This is a genomic window from Pseudomonas quercus (genome assembly GCF_012033695.1).
In the GTDB taxonomy this organism is placed as follows: Bacteria; Pseudomonadota; Gammaproteobacteria; order Pseudomonadales; family Pseudomonadaceae; genus Aquipseudomonas; species Aquipseudomonas quercus.
Map to the genome: position 1 here is coordinate 84,277 of NZ_JAAVJI010000015.1, position 24,227 is coordinate 108,503.

General features: G+C 60.3%; 18 protein-coding genes. 6 read left to right on the plus strand and 12 right to left on the minus strand.

Features of this window, described 5'->3' with window-relative positions; translation table 11 throughout:
• The first annotated feature begins 1 nt into the window (after window position 1).
• The 6 genes from infB to HBH25_RS19775 all read left to right on the plus strand — a co-directional run bounded on the left by infB (window position 2) and on the right by HBH25_RS19775 (window position 7,337).
• The gene (infB, locus tag HBH25_RS19750) at window positions 2–2,524 is read left to right on the plus strand and encodes a translation initiation factor IF-2 (RefSeq protein WP_168085653.1); all 2,523 of its coding nucleotides are present in this window, start codon (window positions 2–4) and stop codon (window positions 2,522–2,524) included.
• Between the two features lie 117 nt (window positions 2,525–2,641).
• Entirely contained in the window at window positions 2,642–3,049 is a 408-nt protein-coding gene (gene rbfA, locus HBH25_RS19755; protein ID WP_168085654.1) for a 30S ribosome-binding factor RbfA, read from the plus strand.
• Window positions 3,050–3,052: 3 nt separating this feature from the next.
• Window positions 3,053–3,970 carry a tRNA pseudouridine(55) synthase TruB gene (gene truB / locus HBH25_RS19760; protein WP_168085655.1) on the plus strand — a complete coding sequence of 306 codons (918 nt, stop codon included), beginning with the start codon at window positions 3,053–3,055 and terminating at the stop codon, window positions 3,968–3,970.
• 110 nt (window positions 3,971–4,080) lie between these two features.
• Complete coding sequence (rpsO, locus tag HBH25_RS19765) at window positions 4,081–4,350, plus strand: 30S ribosomal protein S15 (RefSeq protein ID WP_168085656.1); 270 nt, start codon at window positions 4,081–4,083, stop codon at window positions 4,348–4,350.
• Window positions 4,351–4,600: 250 nt separating this feature from the next.
• Window positions 4,601–6,706 (plus strand): polyribonucleotide nucleotidyltransferase, encoded by a 2,106-nt coding sequence (pnp, locus tag HBH25_RS19770; RefSeq protein ID WP_168085657.1) that lies wholly within the window; start codon window positions 4,601–4,603, stop codon window positions 6,704–6,706.
• Window positions 6,707–6,989: 283 nt separating this feature from the next.
• Complete coding sequence (locus tag HBH25_RS19775) at window positions 6,990–7,337, plus strand: BON domain-containing protein (protein WP_168085658.1); 348 nt, start codon at window positions 6,990–6,992, stop codon at window positions 7,335–7,337.
• Window positions 7,338–7,464: 127 nt separating this feature from the next.
• Here HBH25_RS19775 and HBH25_RS19780 read toward each other — a convergent pair whose 3' ends face one another.
• The 12 genes from HBH25_RS19780 to dksA all read right to left on the minus strand — a co-directional run bounded on the left by HBH25_RS19780 (window position 7,465) and on the right by dksA (window position 24,066).
• Window positions 7,465–10,362 (minus strand): DUF748 domain-containing protein, encoded by a 2,898-nt coding sequence (locus HBH25_RS19780; RefSeq protein WP_168085659.1) that lies wholly within the window; start codon window positions 10,360–10,362, stop codon window positions 7,465–7,467.
• Between the two features lie 86 nt (window positions 10,363–10,448).
• A complete protein-coding gene (locus HBH25_RS19785; protein WP_168085660.1) occupies window positions 10,449–11,630 on the minus strand; it encodes an acetyl-CoA C-acetyltransferase in 1,182 nt (393 codons plus the stop codon).
• A 112-nt stretch (window positions 11,631–11,742) separates the two neighbouring features.
• Window positions 11,743–13,407, minus strand: a complete 1,665-nt coding sequence (gene pgi / locus HBH25_RS19790; protein WP_168085661.1) for a glucose-6-phosphate isomerase — start codon at window positions 13,405–13,407, stop codon at window positions 11,743–11,745.
• Window positions 13,408–13,608: 201 nt separating this feature from the next.
• Entirely contained in the window at window positions 13,609–14,469 is an 861-nt protein-coding gene (panC, locus tag HBH25_RS19795) for a pantoate--beta-alanine ligase (protein WP_168085662.1), read from the minus strand.
• Window positions 14,466–15,266, minus strand: a complete 801-nt coding sequence (gene panB / locus HBH25_RS19800; protein WP_168085663.1) for a 3-methyl-2-oxobutanoate hydroxymethyltransferase — start codon at window positions 15,264–15,266, stop codon at window positions 14,466–14,468. The genes panC and panB overlap by 4 nt, the downstream gene beginning before the upstream one ends.
• Before the next feature lie 216 nt (window positions 15,267–15,482).
• Entirely contained in the window at window positions 15,483–15,980 is a 498-nt protein-coding gene (gene folK, locus HBH25_RS19805; RefSeq protein WP_168085664.1) for a 2-amino-4-hydroxy-6-hydroxymethyldihydropteridine diphosphokinase, read from the minus strand.
• Window positions 15,977–17,365 (minus strand): polynucleotide adenylyltransferase PcnB, encoded by a 1,389-nt coding sequence (locus HBH25_RS19810; RefSeq protein WP_168085665.1) that lies wholly within the window; start codon window positions 17,363–17,365, stop codon window positions 15,977–15,979. Before HBH25_RS19810 ends, folK begins: the two co-directional genes overlap by 4 nt.
• Window positions 17,366–18,000: 635 nt before the next feature.
• A complete protein-coding gene (locus HBH25_RS19815; protein ID WP_168085666.1) occupies window positions 18,001–19,422 on the minus strand; it encodes a sigma-54-dependent transcriptional regulator in 1,422 nt (473 codons plus the stop codon).
• A gap of 23 nt (window positions 19,423–19,445) precedes the next feature.
• Window positions 19,446–22,394 (minus strand): sensor histidine kinase, encoded by a 2,949-nt coding sequence (locus HBH25_RS19820; RefSeq protein ID WP_168085667.1) that lies wholly within the window; start codon window positions 22,392–22,394, stop codon window positions 19,446–19,448.
• Window positions 22,384–22,560 (minus strand): hypothetical protein, encoded by a 177-nt coding sequence (locus tag HBH25_RS19825; RefSeq protein ID WP_003250005.1) that lies wholly within the window; start codon window positions 22,558–22,560, stop codon window positions 22,384–22,386. Before HBH25_RS19825 ends, HBH25_RS19820 begins: the two co-directional genes overlap by 11 nt.
• Before the next feature lie 101 nt (window positions 22,561–22,661).
• Window positions 22,662–23,546 carry a tRNA glutamyl-Q(34) synthetase GluQRS gene (gene gluQRS / locus HBH25_RS19830; RefSeq protein WP_168085668.1) on the minus strand — a complete coding sequence of 295 codons (885 nt, stop codon included), beginning with the start codon at window positions 23,544–23,546 and terminating at the stop codon, window positions 22,662–22,664.
• Between the two features lie 73 nt (window positions 23,547–23,619).
• Window positions 23,620–24,066 carry an RNA polymerase-binding protein DksA gene (gene dksA, locus HBH25_RS19835; RefSeq protein WP_168085669.1) on the minus strand — a complete coding sequence of 149 codons (447 nt, stop codon included), beginning with the start codon at window positions 24,064–24,066 and terminating at the stop codon, window positions 23,620–23,622.
• Window positions 24,067–24,227 lie beyond the last annotated feature (161 nt).

The window sequence follows — 24,227 nt, forward strand, 5'->3', positions numbered from 1 at the left end:
CATGACGCAAGTCACGGTGAAAGAACTGGCCCAAGAGGTCGCCGCACCGGTGGAGCGCCTGTTGCAACAGATGCGTGAGGCGGGGCTACCACATACCGACGCCGGCCAGGTTGTGACCGATACCGAAAAACAAGCGCTGTTGGCGCACCTGAAAAGCAGTCACAAGGCAAAAGTGGAAGAACCCCGCAAAATTACCCTGCAGCGCAAGACTACCAGCACACTTCGTGTGGCTGGCAGCAAGACCATCAGTGTCGAGGTCCGCAAGAAGAAGACCTTCGTCAAGCAAAGCCCTGAAGAGATCGAGGCCGCACAGCGCCGCGAACTCGAAGAGCGCCGCGCGACTGAAAATGCCGCTCGCGATAAGCTGAACGACCAGGTTCGCCTGCGCGCCGAGGAAGAGGCCCGCAAGGCTGCGCCCGCGGCAAATGCCAGCCAGCCCGAGCCTGCCGCAGTGGCCGAGGCACCGGCTGCACGTGCTGCAGAGCCTGCGCCTGAGCGTGCGCCTCAACCGGCCATGGTTGCTGAAGTGCGCAAGCGCGACGACGCACGTCGCCCTGACAAACCCAAGGCAACCACCGCTGACGACGACCGCCGTGGCGGCGACCGCAAGAATCAGCCACACCGCGCAACCGTCAAGGAAAAAGCGCCTACCCCGCGTGCCGCACCACGCACCACTGAGGAGGAAAGCGATGGCTTCCGCCGTGGTGGCCGTGGCAAGTCCAAGCTCAAGAAGCGCAACATGCATGGCTTCCAGAGCCCGACTGGCCCGTTGGTCCGTGATGTGGTGATTGGCGAGACCATCACCGTGTCCGATCTGGCGCAGCAGATGTCCGTGAAGGGCGCTGAAGTCGTCAAGTTCATGTTCAAGCTGGGCACTCCGGTCACCATCAACCAGGTGCTGGACCAGGACACTGCGCAACTGATCGCCGAAGAGCTGGGCCACAAGGTCAAGCTCGTCAGCGACAACGCGCTGGAAGAGTCGCTGGCCGAGTCCTTGCGGTATGAAGGTGAAACGGTCGCTCGTGCACCGGTTGTTACCGTCATGGGTCACGTTGACCACGGTAAAACCTCGCTGCTCGACTACATCCGTCGCGCCAAGGTGGCAGCTGGCGAAGCCGGCGGCATTACCCAGCACATCGGTGCGTACCACGTTGAAACCGACCGTGGCATGGTTACCTTCCTCGACACCCCAGGTCACGCCGCGTTTACCGCCATGCGTGCCCGTGGTGCCAAGGCGACCGACATCGTCATCCTGGTGGTTGCAGCAGATGACGGCGTGATGCCGCAAACCATCGAAGCGGTCCAGCATGCCAAGGCGGCAGGCGTTCCTCTGGTTGTGGCGGTGAACAAGATCGACAAGCCGGGTGCTGACCTTGATCGCATCCGTAGCGAGCTGTCGGTGCAGGGCGTTACGTCCGAAGAGTGGGGGGGTGACACGCCCTTCGTTTCGGTCTCCGCGAAAATGGGTACCGGCGTTGACGAACTGCTCGAAGCGGTACTGCTTCAGGCCGAAGTGCTTGAGCTCAAGGCCAGCCCAGCTGCGCCAGGCCGCGGCGTTGTAGTTGAATCTCGCCTGGACAAGGGCCGTGGCCCCGTCGCGACCGTGCTGGTTCAGGACGGTACGCTGCGCCAGGGCGACATGGTACTGGTCGGCTCGAACTTCGGTCGTATCCGCGCCATGCTTGACGAGAACGGCAAGAACGTCAAAGAAGCCGGCCCATCCATCCCTGTCGAGATTCTTGGCCTGGATGGTACCCCGGACGCTGGCGACGAAATGAGCGTGCTGGCTGACGAGAAGAAGGCACGTGAAGTTGCCCTGTTCCGTCAAGGCAAGTTCCGCGAGGTCAAGCTCGCTCGTGCACATGCTGGCAAACTCGAGAACATCTTCGAGAGCATGGGCCAGGAAGAGAAGAAAACCCTCAACATCGTACTCAAGTCCGATGTGCGTGGTTCGCTCGAAGCCCTCCAAGGCGCCTTGGGTGGCCTGGGTAACGACGAAGTGCAGGTGCGTGTCGTGGCAGGCGGTGTGGGTGGTATCACGGAAAGTGACGCCAACCTGGCCCTGGCTTCCAACGCGGTCGTGTTCGGCTTCAACGTGCGTGCCGATGCCGGTGCTCGCAAGATCGTCGAGCAGGAAGGCCTGGACATGCGTTACTACAACGTGATCTACGACATCATCGAAGACGTCAAGAAGGCCCTCACCGGCATGCTTGGCAGCGATGTCCGCGAGAACATCCTGGGCATTGCCGAGGTGCGTGACGTGTTCCGCTCGCCGAAGTTTGGCGCGGTCGCTGGCTGCATGGTGCTTGAAGGTATCGTCCACCGTAATCGCCCGATTCGCGTACTGCGCGAAGACGTGGTGATCTTCGAAGGCGAACTCGAATCGCTGCGCCGCTTCAAGGACGATATGTCCGAAGTGCGTGCAGGCATGGAGTGCGGTATTGGCGTCAAGAGCTACAACGACGTCAAGGTCGGCGACAAGATCGAGGTCTTCGAGAAGGTCCAGGTCGCTCGTACCCTCTAAGCTGTTCAGGGCGTTTTGCGCGCCCTTCACGCAACGCCCGGTCCGGCCTACGCCGTGCCGGGCGTTTGCCGCTTTCAAGCTGCCTGCGGTGCGGGCGGTCGATACAGGTAGTGTGCAATGGCAAAAGAATACAGCCGTACCCAACGCATTGGTGACCAGATCCAGCGGGAGCTGGCGCAGTTGATTCGCCGCGAAGTGAAAGACCCTCGTGTGGGCCTGGTAACCATCACGGCCGTGGACGTGACCCGCGATGTGGGCCATGCCAAGGTCTATATCACTGTGATGGGCGATGATGGTGGTGAGCAGGTCAAGCAAAGCGTCAAAGTGCTCAATGCGGCAGGCAGCTTCCTGCGTACCCAGTTGGGCCGTGAAATGAAGTTGCGCAGTGTGCCGCAGCTGCATTTCCACTATGACGAAAGCGTGGCGCGTGGCGCGCACCTGTCGGCACTGATCGAGCGTGCCGTTGCCGAGGACAGCCAGCATGAGCCGGCGACTCCGCAGCCCAAAAGCGCGGACGAGGACTGAGCCGTGGCCCAGGTCAAGCGTATCCGCCGCAATATCAGCGGTATCATTCTGCTAGACAAGCCGCTGGGCTTCACATCCAACGCCGCGCTTCAGAAAGTGCGTTGGCTGCTCAATGCCGAGAAGGCCGGGCACACGGGCAGCCTCGATCCCTTGGCAACCGGCGTGCTGCCATTGTGCTTTGGCGAAGCCACCAAGTTTTCCCAGTACCTGCTCGACTCCGATAAAGGCTACGAGACGGTGATGCAGCTGGGTGTGACCACGACCACTGCCGATGCCGAAGGCGACGTGCTGCAGGAACGCGAGGTGACGGCCGGTCGTGCCGAGCTCGAAGCGGTGTTACCTGATTTCCGTGGCCCTATCCAGCAGGTTCCGCCCATGTACTCGGCCCTCAAGCGAGACGGGCAGCCGCTTTACAAGCTGGCGCGTGCAGGGGAAGTAGTGGAGCGGGAGGCCCGTTCTGTTACTATTGGCAGCCTTGAGCTTGTGGCGGTAGAAGGTACACGCGCTACGCTGGCAGTGCAGTGCACCAAGGGCACGTATATCCGAACCCTGGTCGAGGACATCGGCGAGCGGCTCGGGTGTGGTGCCCATGTGGCGCAACTGCGCCGTACCCAGGCGGGCCCGTTCGTGCTGGCACAAACGGTAACGCTTGAAGCATTGGAGCAGGCGCACGCCGAGGGTGGCAATGAAGCACTGGACCAGTTCCTGCTGCCTGCCGACAGCGGCCTGCAGGATTGGCCCCTGTTGCAGTTCTCGGAGCACAGTGCGTTCTACTGGCTGCATGGGCAGCCCGTACGTGCCCCCGAAGCCCCGGCATTCGGAATGGTACGGGTACAGGATCATAACGGTCGCTTCATCGGTATCGGCGAAGTGAGCGAAGACGGGCGCATTGCGCCACGTCGACTGATTCGGTCTGAATGACCGAACGAGGGTGGCTGTCAATAGGCGCGGTCATTCCTCTTATATAACGACAGGGTTCATGCCCTGGCCTATTGGAACCGTTCGCGGTTCCCTGAAATGGAGAACGCCTCATGGCACTCAGCGCTGAAGACAAAGCTCGTATCGTTGGTGAATATCAGCAAGCCGCCGGTGACACTGGTAGCCCGGAAGTCCAGGTAGCCCTGCTGACCTTCAACATCAACAAGCTGCAGGACCACTTCAAGGCCAACGGCAAAGACCACCACTCCCGTCGTGGCCTGATCCGTATGGTTAACCAGCGTCGCAAGCTGCTGGATTACCTGAAGGGCAAGGACGTCACTCGCTACAGCGCCCTGATCGGTCGCCTGGGCCTGCGTCGCTGATAGCGGCCTGGCCAGTAGTGTGCACAGGCCATGGCAGGGGTTGCGCTTCATGCGCCGCCTTTGCCGGCACTGTGCGACTCAATGAGGTTGGCGGTCTGCTTTCTTCGAGCCTGGTGCTCGCAGGGGCAGGCCCCCAGCCTCAAGTTTTATCTGGACGTGGCACGGGCCGAACCCCGTGGGCGCCCAAGGATTCGCAGTACAAGCAGCTGCATTGAAGATTTCCCCAAGAGCAAATGGAAGGTAGGAAACCGTGAACCCGGTAATCAAGCAATTTCAGTTCGGTCAATCGACCGTAACCCTCGAGACTGGCCGTATTGCCCGTCAGGCCTCCGGCGCTGTGCTGGTCACCGTCGACAACGACGTTACCGTGCTGGTAACCGTAGTGGGCGCCAAGCAGGCCGACCCAGGCAAGGGCTTCTTCCCTCTGTCTGTTCACTACCAGGAAAAGACCTACGCTGCTGGCAAGATCCCTGGTGGTTTCTTCAAGCGTGAAGGCCGCCCTTCCGAGAAGGAAACCCTGACCTCGCGCCTGATCGATCGCCCGATCCGCCCGCTGTTCCCTGAAGGGTTCATGAACGAAGTTCAGGTGGTGTGCACCGTTGTGTCCACCAGCAAGAAAACCGATCCGGACATCGCGGCGATGATCGGTACCTCGGCCGCCCTGGCCATTTCCGGCATTCCGTTCGACGGCCCGATCGGTGCTGCGCGCGTAGCCTTCCATGAAAGCACCGGCTACCTGCTCAACCCTACGTACGAGCAACTGGCAGCGTCCAGCTTGGACATGGTTGTGGCCGGTACGTCGGACGCCGTGCTCATGGTTGAGTCCGAAGCCAAAGAGCTGACTGAAGACCAGATGCTGGGCGCTGTACTGTTCGCCCACGACGAATTCCAGTCGGTGATCACTGCTGTGAAGGAACTGGCTGCCGAAGCGGCCAAGCCAACCTGGAACTGGGCTGCCAAGGCGCAGAATACCGAGCTGTTGAACGCCATTCGTGGTGAGTTCGGTGCCGCGGTATCCGACGCCTATACCATTACCGTCAAGGCCGACCGCTATGCGCGCCTGGGCGAGTTGCGTGACCAGGTGGTTGCCAAGTTCTCCGGCGAAGAAGGCCAGCCGTCTTCGGCTGAAGTGAAGGAAGTGTTCGGCGAAATCGAATACCGCACCGTTCGCGAAAACATCGTCAACGGCAAGCCGCGTATCGATGGCCGTGACACCAAGACCGTTCGCCCGCTGAATATCGAAGTGGGCGTGCTGCCAAAAACCCACGGTTCGGCATTGTTCACCCGGGGTGAAACCCAGGCGCTGGTGGTTGCAACCCTGGGTACTGCCCGTGATGCACAGCTGCTGGATACCCTGGAAGGCGAGAAGAAAGACCCCTTCATGCTGCACTACAACTTCCCACCGTTCTCGGTAGGTGAGTGTGGCCGCATGGGTGGTGCAGGCCGTCGTGAAATCGGCCACGGCCGCCTGGCGCGCCGTTCGGTTCAAGCCATGCTGCCGGCTGCCGACGTGTTCCCTTACACCATTCGCGTGGTGTCGGAAATCACCGAGTCCAACGGCTCCAGCTCCATGGCTTCGGTGTGTGGCGCTTCTCTGGCCCTGATGGACGCCGGTGTTCCCATGAAGGCACCGGTGGCCGGTATCGCCATGGGCCTGGTGAAAGAGGGCGAGAAGTTCGCCATCCTCACCGACATCCTGGGTGACGAAGACCACCTGGGCGACATGGACTTCAAGGTTGCCGGTACCGCCAAGGGTGTGACCGCGCTGCAGATGGACATCAAGATCAACGGCATCACCGAAGAGATCATGGAAATCGCCCTGGGCCAGGCCCTGGAAGCGCGCCTGAATATCCTCGGCCAGATGAACCAGATCATCGGTACTTCGCGTACCGAGCTGTCGGCCAACGCACCGACCATGATCGCCATGAAGATCGACACCGACAAGATCCGTGACGTGATCGGTAAAGGCGGCGCGACCATTCGTGCCATCTGCGAAGAGACCAAGGCGTCCATCGATATCGAAGACGACGGCTCTATCAAGATCTTCGGCGAAAGCAAGGAAGCAGCAGAAGCGGCTCGTCAGCGCGTACTGGGTATCACTGCAGAAGCCGAGATCGGCAAGATCTACGTGGGCAAGGTTGAGCGCATCGTAGACTTCGGTGCTTTCGTGAACATCCTGCCGGGCAAAGACGGCCTGGTGCACATCTCCATGCTCAGCGACTCGCGCGTTGAAAAGGTGACCGATGTGCTGAAAGAAGGTCAGGAAGTAAAAGTACTGGTTATGGACGTGGACAACCGCGGCCGTATCAAGCTGTCGATCAAAGATGTACCTGCTGCTGAAGCTTCCGGCGTTTAATTTGCGTTAAAAGCTGGTTTGAAGAAGAGCCCCGCCTTGGCGGGGCTTTTTTTATGCAAAAAAAAGTTATACCGGTGGAAAGGCGATTCATGTCCCTGCAACTTGCACGCAAATTTTCACACCGGATTGCAGGATGCACGATGGCCTTTAGCAGCCCTTTACGCTAACTGCTTGATTTTAATGGATTATAGGCCAAGCGAGACGTTGGCACGGGTGCTGCAACAGTACTGTCACTCAGTGGCCAACAGGCTACGGGATTCCCAAAAGAACAGGAGTGTCTCCCATGAAAAAACTCGCTATCGCTGCTGCCGCTGCTTCCGTACTGGCCATGGGCCTGACCAACGCCGCCTTCGCCCAGACCACTCAAGCCCCTATGACGCTGGCCGCTGGCGAAGTAGAGCATGCTAAAGAAGCCACTTCCGACACCTGGATCACCACCAAGGTCAAATCTGACCTGGTTACCGAAAAAGGCATTCCAGGCACCGACATCAAAGTCGAAACCAACAAGGGCGTTGTTTCCCTGTCGTCCACTGTTGCGCTGAGCGAAGCTCAGAAAAACACCGCCGTAGCGATCACCAAAAAGATCAAAGGCGTGCACGCTGTTTCGGCTGATGGCCTGAAAACCAACTGAGTTAACTCACTCGGTTGTGAAGAACCCCCGCCCCGTGCGGGGGTTCTTGTTTTCATAAGGCTTGATGTCTTAGGAACAGCCTCAGCCAAGGGCGCAGGTCAGGAACCGAATACACCTGAAAGCCGCCTCAAGGCGCTACATCCAAGTGCAGCAAGCTGGTCACGCTTCCATTTGGCCCTGGTGATTCAAGCCGAGCATCAATCAGGTAGATGCGTTCATCCGCCAATTTGCCTTGGCTCACCAAAAAGTCCTTGATGCTCGCAGCGCGTGACTGGCCCAAAGTGCGGAGAAGGGCGTTACTGTCACGCCATGAATCGATCACGGCTGCCTGAAGTTTCTCACGCCGGGCATCGGCGGCCAGGCGTTGCCAGTCAGCAGGCGGTTGCTGTTTGAGGCGAGTACGGTAAATCCCTTCCAGCAATGCAGGTTTTTCGGCATCAGGTACGGTGACCTGCGAGGCCTGGGCCGGCACTTTGTCACCCCTGCGCTGAAGTACTTTGTACCATATGGCTTGGTATTCTCGTTCCAGGCGCTGGGCGGCAATCAGCGGCCCGTCGCTTTCGGCTGCGCTGGCCCCTTCCACTTCAAGCCGTAACTCCGGCTTCTGATTCAGCGCACTGGCTACTTTCAGCAGGTCTGCCTGCGCCTGGGCATCCAGGTCACTGCTACCTGCCGCGAAGGTGATGGTGCCCAGGTCTTCGGTGTTGCCGCCCTGTACCAGGTTGCCTAGCAGCTTGAAGGGTGCCTGGGCAGTGCGCAGCAGCAGGTTACGCAAGGTTTGCCACACTACAGGCATTACGCTGAACTGCGGGTTGTTCAAATCACCGGCCACCGGCAGCGCAATCGAAATGCGGCCATGGGTGTCTTTGAGCAGGGCAATGGCCAGCTTGATGGGCAGGTTCACTGCATCCGGGCTGTTTACCTTGTCGCCCAGCTCCAGTTGCTCGACCACCACCTTGTTGTCCGCTTTCAGTTGGCCCTTGGTGATCTGATAGTGCAGGTCCAGGTCCAGGCGGCCTTTGCGGATGCGGTAACCGGCAAACTTGCCGGAGTAGGGCGTCAACGTGGTCAACTCCACCCGTTGAAAGTGAGTGGCAATGTCCAGGCTGCTCATGGGGTCGAACGGAATGAGGCTGCCTTCGATGGTTACAGGGGCATAGCGGTCCACGCGCCCTTTTACATCCACCTTCGCTGCCAGGGGCTTTTGGTTGTCCAGGGTGCCTATGGTGCCGGTGAGCTGTTGAATGGCTGTACCGAAGTTGGGGGTCAGGCTGAAATCAGCGAAGTTGGCCGAGCCGTCTGTAAAGGCAATGGCACCGATACGAATAGGCAACGGTGGGCTTTTCTCAGGCGCAGCAGGCGCTGCCTGGGCCGGTGCTGTCTGAGGCTGGGGCACTAACAGGTCATCGATATTGGTGCTGCGGTCCTCATTGATCATGAAACGCGCATAGGGCTGCGTCAGGGTCACCTTGTCGATGTTCAACCCTTCGTTATGACGATAACGGATGCCATCCAGGCCCAGTGTTGCCCATCGCACGAAGTCACGGGACTTGAGGGTGTCCAGGGTGTGCAGCTGGTTGACCTGAGCTTTACCCTCGACTGAGAACGCCAAGGGCGCTGTGCTGGCCAATGCGACAGCCAGATCGCTGTCCAGCATGCCGCTGCGCAGCTCCAGGCGAATAAAGGGCGTGATATACGGCTGGGCAATACGCAGGTCGATGTCGCGCGTGGTAACGGCCAAGTGAGCGGTCACTGGGCTGAGGTTTACCTCGCCTTTGGCCTGCAGCCTGCCCTGGCGGCCTATCCCGCTGTCCAGCTCCAACTGGAAAGGCTTGGCATTGAGTGTGTCGTAACCGGCCAGGTGAACGTTCAGCGGGGCCAGGTCCAGGCTGACAGGCTCAGGGCCGGCCTTGTCGGCCAAGTGCACCTTGGCATCGCTCAGGCGCGCGTCGGCTACCTTCACGCTCCATGGCTGGGCCGCTTGTTCCGGCGAAGGCGATGGGGAGGGCGCTGGCTCGCTGGAAGGGGAGGCGAACAACTGCTGCCAATCCAGCTGGCCGTCGGCGTTGCGCGTGGCCCAGGTTTCCAGTTGGCGCACGGCAACCTTGCCCACCGTCACCTGCCGCTTGGCCAGGTCCAGTGCGGTATCACTGACCTCAAGCCCCTCCAACTGCACCAAGGGCCGCCCATCCATGGCCGTCATGGCAAACGGCGAAAGGCGGACCGTCGCGTTGGTTACCTTGACCTGTGCCGTCTTGGACAGGTCGAGGGTGTAATCCAGCGTGGCGCTTGCCTTGCCACGCTCGAGCTTGAGGGGTGCAGCAACCTGCACATAGGGCCACCAGGTCTGCAGAGGCGCATTCTGAAGGGTCAGGTGGCCCTGAGAAGTAAACGGGAACAGCGAGAAACGACCGGACCAGGCCACGTCGCCTACCAAAGGGCCACGCGCAGACAATTCCATTTCTGCATCACCCTTGGGCAAGGTGGTGAGATGGCGCAACTGGAAGTCCAGGGCATCGTAGGTGAACTCCACCGGCGCCTTGCCACGCGCATCACGAAAATGCACGAAGCCGTCGCTTAGGGTGAGCTGGTCAATGGTGACAGGGAATGGTGTCGCATCGGGGTCGGCCGGTGCCTGCGGCGTGGGTGACGGCTTGAACAGTTCACCGAGGTTGAGCGTACCTTTAGGTGAAATCAGCACCTGTACCTTGGGCTGTGCGAGGTCCAGGCGAGCCAGGTGGACCTGCCGGCGCCATAGGCTATCCACTTGCAGGTTGGCTGCCAGGTGCTCGAAGCCCAGCTGTTCCGAACCGGGCGCGCCGATGTGCAGGCCGAAGATTTCCAGTTCAAAGGTAAACGGGTTGAACCGGATCTGGTCCAGCCGTGCCGGTACTGCTGCCAGCTTGGTCAACTGGTCGTTGGCAATACGCAGCGCCACGACAGGGGCTATCCAGAACCCTACCAGCGCATAAAGGCCGACAGCGATCGACACGCCGGCCCCGACGCGTATCAGTTTGTTGGGCATGTCGGCTTCGCTTATTCAGTGAAAGGTGCGTTTGAGCCTGATAACGGTAACAGGGTTCCCGGCTTGCACAAGCCGGGAGGTTGCCTTTAGGGGCGCTCGATCGCCAACGCGACGCCTTGGCCCCCGCCAATGCACAACGTGGCTAAGCCTTTTTTTACATCGCGGTGAATCATTTCATACAACAAGGTCACCAGCACGCGGCAGCCTGACGCGCCAATAGGGTGCCCTAGCGCGATAGCACCGCCGTTCACATTTACCTTGTCCATGTCCCAGCCCAGTTCGCGGGACACCGCCAGGGCCTGTGCCGCAAAGGCCTCGTTGGCCTCGAACAGGTCAACGTCTTCCAGTGCCCAGCCTGCCTTTTCAAGGCAGCGGCGGGTGGCACTGACCGGGCCAATACCCATGATCGCCGGGTCTACCCCCGCGTTGGCATACCCGGCAATACGCGCCAGCACCGGCAGGCCCAGCTCAGTGGCCTTGTCGGCGCTCATCAGTATGACGGCAGCGGCGCCGTCGTTGAGCGAAGAGGCATTACCCGCGGTCACGGTGCCGTCTTTCTTGAACGCAGGCTTGAGCTTGGCCAGGGCCTCTGCAGTCGTCCCGGCTCGTGGCGACTCGTCATCGATCACCTGCACCGGGTCGCCCTTTCGCTGAGGAATGCTCACCGGCGTGATTTCATTCTGGAAACGCCTGGTTTCGATAGCGGCTGCTGCTTTGCGTTGGGAGGCGGCGGCGTAGGCATCCTGGTCTTCCCGGCTGATGCTGTATTTGTCGACCAGGTTTTCGGCAGTGATGCCCATGTGGTAATCGTTGAAGGCGTCCCACAAACCATCGCTGATCAGCGTGTCCACCAGGGTCGCATGGCCCATGCGCAAACCCGTGCGTGCACCGGGCATGACATAGTTGGCCAGGCTCATGCTCTCCTGGCCGCCGGCAATAATCACGTCGGCATCGCCGCAACGAATGGCCTGGGTAGCCAAGTGCAGGGCTTTGAGGCCGGAGCCACAGACCTTGTTGAGGGTCATCGCAGGAACGGCGACGGGCAGGCCGGCCTTGAGCGCGGCCTGCCGGGCAGGGTTCTGGCCTGCACCTGCAGTCAGCACCTGGCCAAGGATGACTTCGTCCACCTGCTCAGGGGGCAGCCCGGTGTCCGCCAGCAGCCGGCGGATCACGGTAGCGCCCAATTCAACGGCCGGAATGGCAGACAGCGCACCCTGGAAACTGCCAACCGGGGTGCGAGTGGCGGCGACGATAACGACCTCTTTCATGGGTGTGTGCCCTCATTGTTATTCATGTATGCCGTAGCTTAACGGACTGCGCTCGCCAGGTGGCGAGCGCAGGTTCCATCGGTGCAAGCGGCCAGGTCGCCAGGTGGTGCAGTCAGCCGCGGTGGCGGCTACGGAAGAAGTTGATCAGCCCTTGGGTGGACGCATCTTCGGCTGGCTCTTCCACATCGCCTATCAGGCGCTGGTACACGTTCTTGCCCAGCTCCTTGCCCAGCTCCACACCCCACTGATCGAAGGCATTGATGCCCCAGATCACGCTCTGCACGAACACCTTGTGCTCATACATGGCCACCAACGCACCCAGGCGGCGAGGGCTGATGCGCTCTACTACCAGGGTATTGCTAGGGCGGTTGCCTGGAATCACCTTGTGCGGCGCCAGGCGCTCTACCTCGGCTTCAGGCATCCCTTTATGGCGCAGTTCGGCCTCGGCCTCGGCCCTGGTCTTGCCCAGCATCAGTGCCTGGCTCTGGGACAGGCAGTTGGCAAACAGCCACTGGTGGTGGTCAGCCACCGGGTTATAGCTCACCACCGGCACGATGAAGTCTGCCGGGATCAGTTCGGTGCCTTGGTGCAGCAACTGGTGGTAAGCATGCTGCCCGTTGGCGCCCACGCCACCCCAGATGACCGGGCCCGTATTGGTGGTGACAGGTGAGCCGTCCTGGCGCACGCTTTTGCCGTTGGACTCCATGTCCAGCTGTTGCAGGTGCTTGGTGATGTTACGCAAGTAATGGTCATACGGCAGGATGGCGTGGCTTTGGGCATTCCAGAAATTGCCGTACCACACGCCCAGCAAGGCCAGCATCACTGGCATGTTTTCAGCAAAGGGCGCCGTGAGGAAGTGCTGGTCCATGGTATAGGCACCGGACAGCAGCTCCTTGAAGTTGGCCATGCCGATGGACAGGGCGATTGGCAAACCAATGGCCGACCACAGCGAGTAGCGGCCGCCTACCCAGTCCCACATGGGGAAGATGTTTTCTTCACGAATGCCGAAGGCGACGGCTGCGGCGTTATTGCTGGACACTGCAATGAAGTGGCGATGCAGCTCGGCTTCCGAACCGCCCTGTGCCAGGTACCAGGCACGCGCCGCCTGGGCGTTTTTCAAGGTTTCCAGCGTACCGAAGGATTTGGACGACACGATGAACAGTGTGGTCTCAGCCCTGAGCTTTGCCGAAAGCTCATGGAATTCGCTACCGTCGATATTTGCCAGGTAGTGGCAGCGCACACCTTTCTGGCTGTACGGCAGTAAGGCCTCGGAGACCAGCTGTGGGCCCAGGAAGGAGCCGCCGATACCAATGTTCACCACATCGGTAATGGGCTTCTCGGTATAGCCACGCCACAGGCCGTCGTGGATGCGGGTCACCAGCTCGGTGATCTGCCCAAGCACCTTGTGCACTTCGGGCATGATGTTGGTGCCGCCCACTTTCAACTTGTCGCCTATGGGGCGGCGCAGTGCGGTATGCAGGGCCGGGCGGCCTTCGGACGCGTTGAGAATCTCGCCGTCGAACATGGCCTTGATGGCCTCGGACAGCTTCACCTCATCGGCCAGCTTTACCAGCAGGTCACGGGTTTCGGTGGTGATCAGGTTCTTGGAGTAGTCGAGGAACAGGCCACAGGTGCTGAGCGAAAAATTATCGAAACGCTGGGGGTCGGCATTGAAGGCCTCGCGCATGCTGAAGCCCTGCATGGCGGCACGGTGTTCTTCAAGGGCCTGCCACGCAGGCAGTGCAGTCACGTTGTGAGGAGTGCGGTAGTACGCCATCTCTGCAAGTTTCCTTTTACTTGGTCAGCCTTTTGGACACTGTCGGGCCCGGCCGGGTTGCTTCATTTTTTCAGCCACCACAGCACAAGGCAGCGCGTGTCCAGCCAGCCCACGGTACTGCGTGTGCAGCAGGCTGTCTGCGCCTGTGGCCAATCCTTTTCGATACTATCTTATGTTGCGCAACGCCAGGTGACGGTTGACTCAGGCAACCGGGCCCCGTGTAACACGCAGGTTATCGATCAAGCGGGTACTGCCCAGGTAGGCGGCTACCAGGATTACCAGTTCGTGATCAGCCTCGGTTGCCGCACGCAAGGTATCAGCATGGCGCACCTCCAGGTAGTCCACACGCAGGCCGTTGTCGGCGATCTGCTTGCGGTGCATGGCCAGCAAGGCTTGCACATTGCGCTCGCCACCCTGGAGCGCAGCCGCGATGGCCTGGAGGCTACGGTACAGGGCCGGCGCCATGGTGCGCTCGCTCGCGCTCAAGTAGCCGTTGCGAGACGACAGGGCCAGGCCGTCGTCGGCGCGTACGGTAGGCTCGCCAATCACCTGAACCGGCACGTTCAGGTCTTTCACCATGGCCCGGATCACCGCAAGCTGCTGGTAATCCTTCTGGCCGAAAACAGCGAGGTCGGGCTGTACCAGGTTGAACAGCTTGCTCACCACCGTCGCCACCCCTTCAAAATGCCCCGGCCGGCTGGCACCGCACAGTTCCTGCGATAGCTCCGGTACGGTTACACGGGTTTGCAGTGTGGCCCCGCCGGGGTACATCTCGCTCACGGTGGGGGCAAACAAAAGCGCGCAACCTGCCTGTTGCAGCTTTTCCTGGTCTGCCACCAAGGTACGCGGGTAGCTGTCCAGGTCTTCGTTGGCGCCAAACTGCAACGGGTTGACGAAAATGCTCGCAACTACGAAATCCGCTCGCTCGCAGGCCCTCGTGACCAGCGCTACGTGGCCGCTATGAAGGTTGCCCATGGTGGGGACAAAACCGATGCGCTTGCCATCAGCACGTGCACGCGCAACGGCGGCACGCAGCTCTACTATTGTGTTGACCGTGTTCATGCGTTGAACCCATGTTCGCTGGCGGGGAAACTACCGTTTTTAACGGCATTGACGTAGGCACGCAGTGCCGACTGTATATCCGGCTGGCCAGCCATGAAGTTCTTTACGAACTTGGGCACGCGGCCGCTCAGGGACAGGCCCAGCATGTCATGCAGTACCAGCACCTGCCCGTCGGTAGAGGGGCCAGCGCCTATACCGATTACCGGGACATGCAGCGCCTGGGCAATTTCGGCGCCCAGCGCGCTGGGAACGCATTCGAGCAGGATCATGGCCGCGCCTGCGTCCTGCAGTGCGATGGCGTCGTGCAGCATCTGCCGGGCCTGGCTTTCCAGCCTGCCCTGCACCTTGTAACCACCCAACACATTCACGGATTGCGGGGTAAGGCCCAGGTGCGCACATACCGGCACGCCGCGCTCGGCCAGAAGGCGAATGGTTTCGCTCAGCCAGCCAGCGCCTTCGACTTTAACCATATGGGCGCCGGCCTGCATCAGGGCCGCACTGTTGGCAAAGGCTTGCTCAAGGGTGGCGCAGGCCATGAAGGGCAGGTCGGCAAGCACCAGCGCCCCGGTATTGCCGCGCTTTACACAGGCTGTGTGGTACGCCATGTCTGCATTGGTTACCGGCAGGGTGCTGTCATGGCCTTGCAGTACCATGCCCAGTGAGTCGCCGATCAGCAGTATTTCAACCCCCGCTTCGCTGGCTGCACGGGCGAAGGTCGCGTCGTAGCAGGTCAGCATTGTTATTTTTTCACCCTTGGCCTTCAGGCCATCAAGGGTGGTCAGGGTGATCTGTGACATGAAGGCTAATCCTCGGTCAGCTTCGCCAAGAGGCGAAACAACGCGTGTATCACGGTAACAGAGAGGGGATCGCTAGGTGCGACGGCATGGGCAGCCCTGGCTCGTTACCGGTTAATGCCGGCCGGGATGCCGGCGGGCGGCCTATAGTCGTGAGCCGCCAAGGGGAAGTCAATCCAGGGTTGCGTACTGGCGGTGTTACCGATGTTACCGTTTCGCTCAGGGCAGGTCGTGCAGGCGTTCCAGCCCTTCGAAAGGGCAGGCCTGCAGCAAGCTTTTCAGGTCCCTGCCATCAGGCAGCCTGAAACCTTCGTCAACCAGTTCGGCCAAGGGGTAAAGGACGAAAGGCCGCGCGTGCATATGGTAATGCGGAATGCGAAGCCTTGGCTTGTCCAGTACGCGCTGGCCAAACAGAATGATGTCCAGGTCCAGGGTGCGCGGGCCCCAACGTTCGGCACGTACGCGGCCTTGTTCGTTTTCGATGTGCTGAAGTGCATCCAGCAGGGCAATAGGGTCCAGGCAGGTATCCAGCGCCACGACGGCGTTGCTGTAGCGCGGTTGCCCCGCCAGCAGCGAGTCGCTCACGTACAGGCCTGAAGCGCCTACCCAAGCGCAGCCAGGCAGGGCCTGCAAGCTGGCCAGGGCCTGGCGAATTTGTTCGGCAGGGGCCTGCAGGTTGCTGCCCAGCCCCACGAACACGCGCTCTTTAGCCGTCATTCTCCAGCGCTGTCGCTTTTGCGCCGGGTATTGCTGCGGCGTTTCTTGCGAACAGGTGCGCCGGTAGCCGCATTGTCTTCCCGGCTACCCAGGTTGCGGATCATGGTGCGGCGGTCGCTGTCGTGGGCATCCTGATACTCGGTCCACCACTGGCCAAGGCCGTCGGTTTCCTCACCGGCTGTTTCCCGTAGCAGCAGGAAGTCATAGCCTGCGCGGAACCGCGGGTTATCCAGCAAGGCATCGGCACGCTTGCCGCTGCGGCGTGGCAGCCGCTCCTGCATGTCCCATATTTCCTTGATGGGCAGGGTAAAGCGCTTGGGGATAGCGATGTATTGGCATTGCTCGGCTATTACGCTATGCGCGGCTTCCTGCATTGCAGGAATGGGGGCCATGCCTTTGGCTTGCAGTTGAAGCGCTCGAGCGGGCAGGGCGGGCCATAGCAGGGCGGCAAACAGGAAAGCGGGGGTCACCGGTTTGCCTTGCTGCACGCGTAGGTCGGTGTTGACCAGCGCGTTGCGGATCAGCGTATGGGTGTAGGTGGGGTTGTGTTCCAGCGCATCGGCACTGGCCGGGAACATTTGCTCGAACAGGTTAAGGTCCACAAGCATTTCGAAAGTATCAGCAGCCTGGCCGGACAGGAACAGCTTGAGTACTTCTTCGAACAACCGGGCACCTGGAATACCTTGCAGCAGGTCGGCCATTTCGCGAATGGGCAGCATGGTATGGCGTTCGATGCCGAAGTCCAGCTTGGCGGCGAAGCGAACGGCACGCAGCATACGCACCGGGTCTTCCTGGTAGCGTTGGCTAGGCTCGCCGATCAGGCGGACCAAGCGGTTACGCACATCATGCACACCATTGGCATAGTCCAGAATGCGATCGCTGACCGGGTCGTAATACAGCGCATTGATGGTGAAGTCCCGCCGCTGCGCGTCTTCTTCCAGGGTGCCGTACACGTTGTCGCGCAGGATAAGCCCACTTTCGTTACGCGAGGAGTGAGTGCTGGTTTCCTCATCGTCTTCGGGGTGGTTGGCGCGGAACGTGGCGACCTCGATGATTTCCCGGCCGAAATGAATATGTACCAGCCTGAAACGCCGGCCAATGATCCGCGCGTTGCGGAATTCGGCGCGCACCTGTTCGGGCGTGGCACTGGTGGCGACGTCGAAATCCTTGGGCGTGATGTTCAGCAGCAGGTCGCGCACGCAGCCACCTACCAGGTATGCCTGATAACCGGCCTGTTGCAGGCGCTCGACGATACCGACCGCTTGACGGCTGAACTGGTGGCGCTGCAACGAATGGGCGCCGCTATTGAGCACTTCGGGCGTGCTGCGTTGATGGTGGACCTGACGGGCCGGGGGACGAAAAGACTGGAACAGCTTCTTCAGCATGGGATGCACTGTATGAAGGGATGATCGGTCATACCAGGAGTGACCGCATGATGGGCGGGGATTCTAGCATTTAGTGACGGGATGGTGTAGGAGGCCGCGAAAAGGGCTGTAAGAGAAACGACAAGGGGAGCCGAAGCTCCCCTGCAAAGTCGTTACTTGCTCGTTTTTATTCTTGCGTGGGCTTCTTGTTTTTGTTGAGCGCCCAGCCCTTCAGGTGTTTTACCTGGGGCTTCTCCCAAATAGGGAGCCAAGAGCAAACGGATTGCTTTGAACGCCGCATTGCATCGGCCCTAAGGCCCAACCAGTTCAGGCACTGCTGTATCGCAGTTTTGTTGTTCTCAGCCTGGTCGCGGGAAACCCGAAACAATACCTCTCCAAAAGAATCAGTTAGCTACGCCTCATGCCGTCTTGTTCTTGTTATGCGTGAGCCGATTCGTATTGTTTTTATTGTCTGTCTTAGCGCTTGTTGTTGTTCTTGTACCGTAGATATAGCAGGTGCTGTGCCAACTTTTGAAAACCCTTTGAATTCAAGGGCTTGAGTAAAAAAGTAGTGAAACTCGCGGGGCGCTACATGAAGAAATCGTTACCGTATACCCCGGATCTGTTACGTCATGTGGCGCAGCGGTAACACCTGCTCAGCCCTCATTGGCCACACTGGATTTGCGCCGCGGGATACCCAGGCGCTGGCGCCGCTCCCACAGGCATTTGCGGCTTACGCCTAGCTTGCGTGCAAGCTCGGTTTCGGTCATGTGATCCTGGTGTTCAAGCACAAAATGCTGGAAGTAGTCCTCCAGGGAAAGGTCCTCAGTCGGCTCATGGTTGGCCGAGGGGGTGACTGAAACCAGGCCTGAGAAATCCTCGTCTTCGTCCAGGCTACCCAGTTCAATATCGATACCCAGAAGGTCGGCAGAGATCTGTGAACTCTCGCTCAGGATAACGGCACGCTCCACCGCATTTTCCAGCTCGCGTACGTTGCCCGGCCAGCCATAGTGGCGAATAGCACTTTCAGCATCAGGGCCGAACCGCAGCCCTTCTCGGCCCAGGCGCTTGCTCTGCCGTGCGAGAAACACATTGGCGATTTCCAGCACGTCACTGCCGCGCTCACGCAGCGGGGGCAGCTTGAGAGCAATGACGTGCAGCCTGTAGTAAAGGTCTTCTCGGAACTGCCCTACCTTGGCCAGGCTTTTGAGGTCGCGGTGAGTGGCCGCGATAAGGCGTACATCCACTTTTTGTGATTGCACAGACCCCACTCGGCGAATTTCACCCTCCTGCAATACCCGCAGCAACCGGGCCTGGGCTTCCAGTGGCAGCTCGCCAATTTCATCCAGGAACAGGGTGCCCCCATCCGCCGCTTCCACCAGGCCTGCACGCCCAGCGCTGGCGCCTGTGAAGGCGCCTTTTTCGTGCCCGAACAATTCGGACTCTATGAGGGTTTCAGGGATTGCGGCGCAATTCACCGAAATCATGGTGGCCTTGGCACGGCGCGAGAGGTTGTGCAGCGCGCGGGCTACCAGTTCCTTGCCCGTCCCGGACTCACCTTGCACCAGCACATTGGAATCGGTAGGCGCCACCTTGCGAATTTTCCCGTACAGGTCCTGCATGGGCGCACAGGAGCCAATGATGCCGATTTCCCCATTAGGGTTGGCTGCAGGCTTTTCCATGCCTCGGCTGCTGGCTTTCACAGGCTCGCCGGCAGCAGGTGGCACATTGCGTTCGCGCAGGATGCGCGCCACCGCCTGCAGCATCTCATCATGGTCGAACGGCTTGGCAATGTAGTCCACGGCACCCATTTTCATGGAGTCTACTGCCGAGCGCAGGCTGGCATAGCTGGTCATGATGAGGACTGGCCGGCCCTCGCCCAGCCTGATCAGTTCGGTACCGGGCGCGCCGGGCAGGCGCAGGTCGCTGACAATCAGGTCGAACGAGGGGATGGTGAAGCGCTCCTGTGCTTCCTGCACAGAGCCTGCCTCGCTGACCTGATACTGATTGCGTTCCAGCAGGCGACGCAAGGCAGAGCGAATGATCGTTTCGTCTTCGACGATGAGAATATGCGGCATAGGGTTCGGTTCTCTCGACGGTCTCAGTTAACGGCGGACGTCGCTTTGACATGGCGGGGCAGCGTCACCCGGATACGGGTACCACGCTGTCGTTCTACGTCAGCCGGGCTGTCGATGGTGATTTGCCCATAATGCTCCTCCACAATGGAATAGACCAGCGCAAGGCCCAGGCCGGTCCCCTCGCCGGGGTCCTTGGTGGTGAAAAAGGGTTCGAACAGCCGGTCCATGATGCTTTTGGGAATGCCGCTGCCCTCATCTTCCACAATAAGGCCTACGGTGTGCTCGTTCGCTTCGGTGCGTACCCTGATGGCGCTACCTGCCGGGGAAGCATCCCGGGCGTTGGACAGCAGGTTGATCAGCACCTGTGCCAGCCGCTGCGGGTCGCCTTCCGCCCAATGACCGGGGTCGCACAGGTTGTAGAACTGCACTTCGAAATTGCGCCTGTTCAAGGCCAGCAAGCCGATTGCATCCTGCGCCACTTCGGCCAGGTTCACAGGTTCCTCGCTGTGCTGGTGCGTGCCGGCATGGGCGAAGCTCATCAGCGACTGCACAATACGTGACACCCGTTTGGTCTGCTCCAGGATCTGGCTGGACAGCTCGGTGATCTCCCCGTCTTCCTCACGTTCTTCTCGAAGGTTCTGGGCCAGGCAGGCGATGCCGGTGATGGGGTTGCCAATCTCGTGCGCCACCCCTGCTGCCAGGCGACCGATGCTGGCCAGGCGCTCGGAGTGAACCAGCTTGTCCTCCAGCATCTGTGTGTCGGTCAGGTCTTCGACCAGTAGCACCAGGCCGCTGCTACCGGGCGCCAGGGGTTCGTCGATGGCGGCCTTGTGCAGATTCAGCCAGCGGGTCTGGCCATCCAGCGCCAGGCGCTGCTTATGCAGGTGCTCGTCGGCACCGTCGATAAAGCTTTGCAGCAGTTCTCGCCAGGGCTCGCCAATGGTCATCAGCCGGGACCCCACCACGCGCAGGGCAGGAATGCCTGTCAGCTCTTCCATGGCCTTGTTCCACATGAGGATTTCCCGGTCTTTGGCCAAGGAGCAGACCCCCATGGGCAATTCCTGCAGGGTTTGCCGATGGTAGCGGCGCAAGGCGTCCAGCTCGGCGGCCAGGCCAGTCAGGCGGGAGTGGTAATCCTCCAGCCGGCTTTCTATGAAGTGGATGTCCTCGGTCACGTAGGTTTCCCCGCCCGCTTTGTACGGCAGGAAGGTTTCCACGATGTCCTGGGCTACGCTGGGGCCCATCAGGCCGGACAGGTTGGCTTCGATACGGTCCCTCAGGCGTCGCAGCGCATAAGGGCGCCGTTCATCGAACGGCAGGTAAAGGTCGCGCAGAGCCTGTTCCACTTCCTTCTGCGCCGCCCGGGCACCCAGTGGTTTGGCCAGCTGGGTGGCGAACTCTTGTGCCGACACAGCATGCAACTCTCGCCGCTGCGGGCGCCGCACGTTGTCCACGGCACAGGCTTCGGCAGCACTGGTTTCTTCGGTGCTTGCGTCGGTGAACACAGACACAAGGGTAAACAGCAAGACGTTGGCCGCCAGAGAAGCAATTGCAGCCATGTGCCAACTGGTGTCGTCCAGTACGTAGATCATGTCCAGTACCGGAATATAGAAGCCGTCTACGTCGCCGATCAACGGCCCCAGCATGGTGACAGACCACACGGCGACCCCGGCCAGCAGCCCGGCGATAAAGCCGCGCCGATTGGCCGTTGGCCAGTACAGGACCGACAGCACGCCGGGCAGGAACTGCAAGGTGGCCACGAAGGCAACGATGCCTAAGTGGGCCAGGCCTTGTCGGGTACCCAGCATGAGGTAGAAGCCATACCCGGCCAGGATGATGGCGACGATCAGGCCACGGCGGGTCCATTTCAGCCATCGATAGATGCTGCCCCCCGCCGGTGGCTGATACAGCGGCAGCACCAGGTGATTGAGCGCCATGCCCGACAGGGCCAGCGTGGTCACGATGATCAACCCACTGGAGGCTGACAGCCCGCCTATATAAGCAAGCAACGCCAGGGGTTTGTTGTTCGCAGCAATCCCGATGCCCAGCGTGAAGTATTCAGGCGGTGTGGTGGCGCCCAACTGCAGGCCCGCCCAGAGGATCAGGGGAACAGCCAGGCTCATCAACAGCAGAAACAGCGGTAGCCCCCAGCTGGCGCTGACCAGCGCGCGAGGGTTCAGGTTTTCGGTAAAGGCCATGTGATACATATGGGGCATCACAATGGCCGAGGCGAAAAACACCAGCAGCAGGGTGCGCCATGGCCCTTCCTGCAAAGGTGTATGCAGTGCTGCCAGGGCCATCTGGTTCTGCAGCAACCACAGCTCCAGCTGGTGCGGCCCCCCAAATACGCCATACAGGGCGTAGAGCCCTATTCCCCCAAGCGCGACCAGCTTTATCACTGACTCGAACGCAATGGCGAACACCAGCCCTTCGTGCTTCTCGCGTGTGGCCATGTGGCGGGAGCCGAAAAACAGGGTGAAGAGCGTGATGAGGGCGCAGAAACCCAAGGCGATACGATCCTTGACCGGCTCCTGGGTGAGGATGCTGATCGAGTCTGCCACTGCCTGGATCTGCAGCGCCAGCAATGGCAGTACCCCTACCAGCATGAACAGCGTGGTCAGGGCGCCGGCCCAGGTGCTGCGAAACCGAAAGGCGATCAGGTCTGCCAGGGAGGACAACTGATAGGTGCGGGTGATCTTGAGGATCGGGTACAGCAACACGGGGGCCAGCAGGAAGGCGCCTGATACACCCAAGTAACAGGCTAGAAACCCATAGCCATACTCATAGGCAAGCCCCACCGTGCCATAGAACGCCCACGCACTGGCATACACCCCTAGCGACAGGGTGTACGTAATCGGGTGGCGGATGATCGCGCGCGGTATCAGGCCCCGTTCGCTGACCCAGGCCACGCCAAAGAGCACTAGCAGGTAGGCGGCGCTGACCAGCAGCATCTGGGCAAGGCTAAAGCTCATCGGCGTCTCGCTGGCTTTGCAGAATGAAGGTCACCACGATGAGAATCAGCCATAACAGGTAGGGGCGATACCAGGCGCCGGTGGGTTCTATCCACCAATCCATGATGGCCGGGGAAAACAGGTAGATGCCGACCACCAGCAGCAACACCAAACGATAGATATACATGCTGGCCTCACTGCCTCAGTGGTGGCGGGTAACAACCCTGCAGGGCAGCCGGATGGTAGCCCAAGCACGCCGGGCTGCCTACCAGCGTTAAAAGCAGGGTTTCAAGGTAGGGTGGCCTCAGCCAGGCACTGGGCCTTGGGGATCGCCTGGGGTTGCCAGTGCTCGACCGCCCAGCGAAGGATTTCGCGGGGCAAGGCTGCTTCCAGGTCTGCCGACGGTGCTTGGCCCAAGGTGCGCAAAGCACGTAGCAGCAATTGGCTGGTCTCTTTTTTGTTCAAGGGTGCCGAACGGTAGCGTTTGCCCAGCTTATGGCCATCGGGTTGGACGATCAGCGGAACGTGCAGATAGGAGGGCGAGGGCAGCCCCAGTAGCTCTTGCAGGTACAACTGGCGAGGCGTGGAGTCCAGAAGGTCAGCGCCACGTACCACATCGGTAACCCCTTGGGCACCATCGTCCAATACCACGGCCAGTTGATAGGCATATAACCCATCGCGGCGGCGGATGATGAAATCCCCCACCTCACGTCCCAGGTGCTGCTCGAACGGCCCTTGCACGCGGTCATCGAAACCATAGCGCAGCTCAGGCACCCTCAGCCGGATGGCCGCCCCTTCAGCTGAATGCCCGGCGTTACGGCATAAACCCGGGTAAACGCTGCCATAGGGTTCCAGGGCTTTACGCGAACAGGTGCAGGCATAGGCCAACCCTTGCTGGAGCCAGCGGTCGATGACTGCCTGATAGTGCGTGTGACGCTCGCTTTGGTAGACAACTGGCCCGTCCCACTCGAACCCATAGGCTTCCAGCGTGGCCACTATGGCCGCCTTGGCGCCAGGCATTTCTCTAGGAGGGTCCAGGTCTTCCATGCGAAGCAGCCATTGGCCGCCATTGGCCCGCGCGTCGGCAAAGGAAGCGACAGCGGCTACCAGCGAGCCGAAATGAAGCAACCCACTGGGAGTAGGCGCGAAGCGACCGATGCGGGGGGTATTCATGAGCAGCTAGCCATGGCTATGCCGGGCCAGGCCGGCAGGGCGGGGGGGCGCGGCGTGAGCGCCCCTGCGCAGATCATTTGCCGATCTGCTTTTCCTTGATTTCAGCGAGGGTTTTGCAATCGATGCACTGGTCTGCGGTAGGGCGCGCTTCCAGGCGACGAATGCCGATCTCGATACCGCAGGACTCGCACCAGCCGTATTCTTCGTCTTCGATGAGTTGCAGGGTTTTGTCGATTTTCTTGATCAGCTTGCGTTCACGATCACGGGCACGCAGTTCAAGGCTGAACTCTTCTTCCTGGCTGGCACGGTCTGCCGGGTCTGGGAAGTTGGCAGCTTCGTCTTTCATGTGATCAACGGTGCGGTCGACTTCCTGCATCAGTTCCTGCTTCCACTGATTCAGGATTTTGGTGAAGTGAGCTCGCATCGCAACGCTCATGTACTCCTCACCCTTTTGTTCCTTATAGGGTGTGAAGCCGCGAACTAGCTCAGTGCTGTGTTGCTGGTTTTCATTGGTGGGCATGAATGACCGCCTCTCGCTCTTCTAATCCACTGCGCGGAATGATCCATCTCCGGCGCCCGCCGGCCCCGCGACTGCAAGCGGGCGAACTTACCAGATAGAATCAGGGCGCGCTACTCTCGGTTATACAGCCTGATTGCCGTGCGCAACGGGTTTGGACAGCC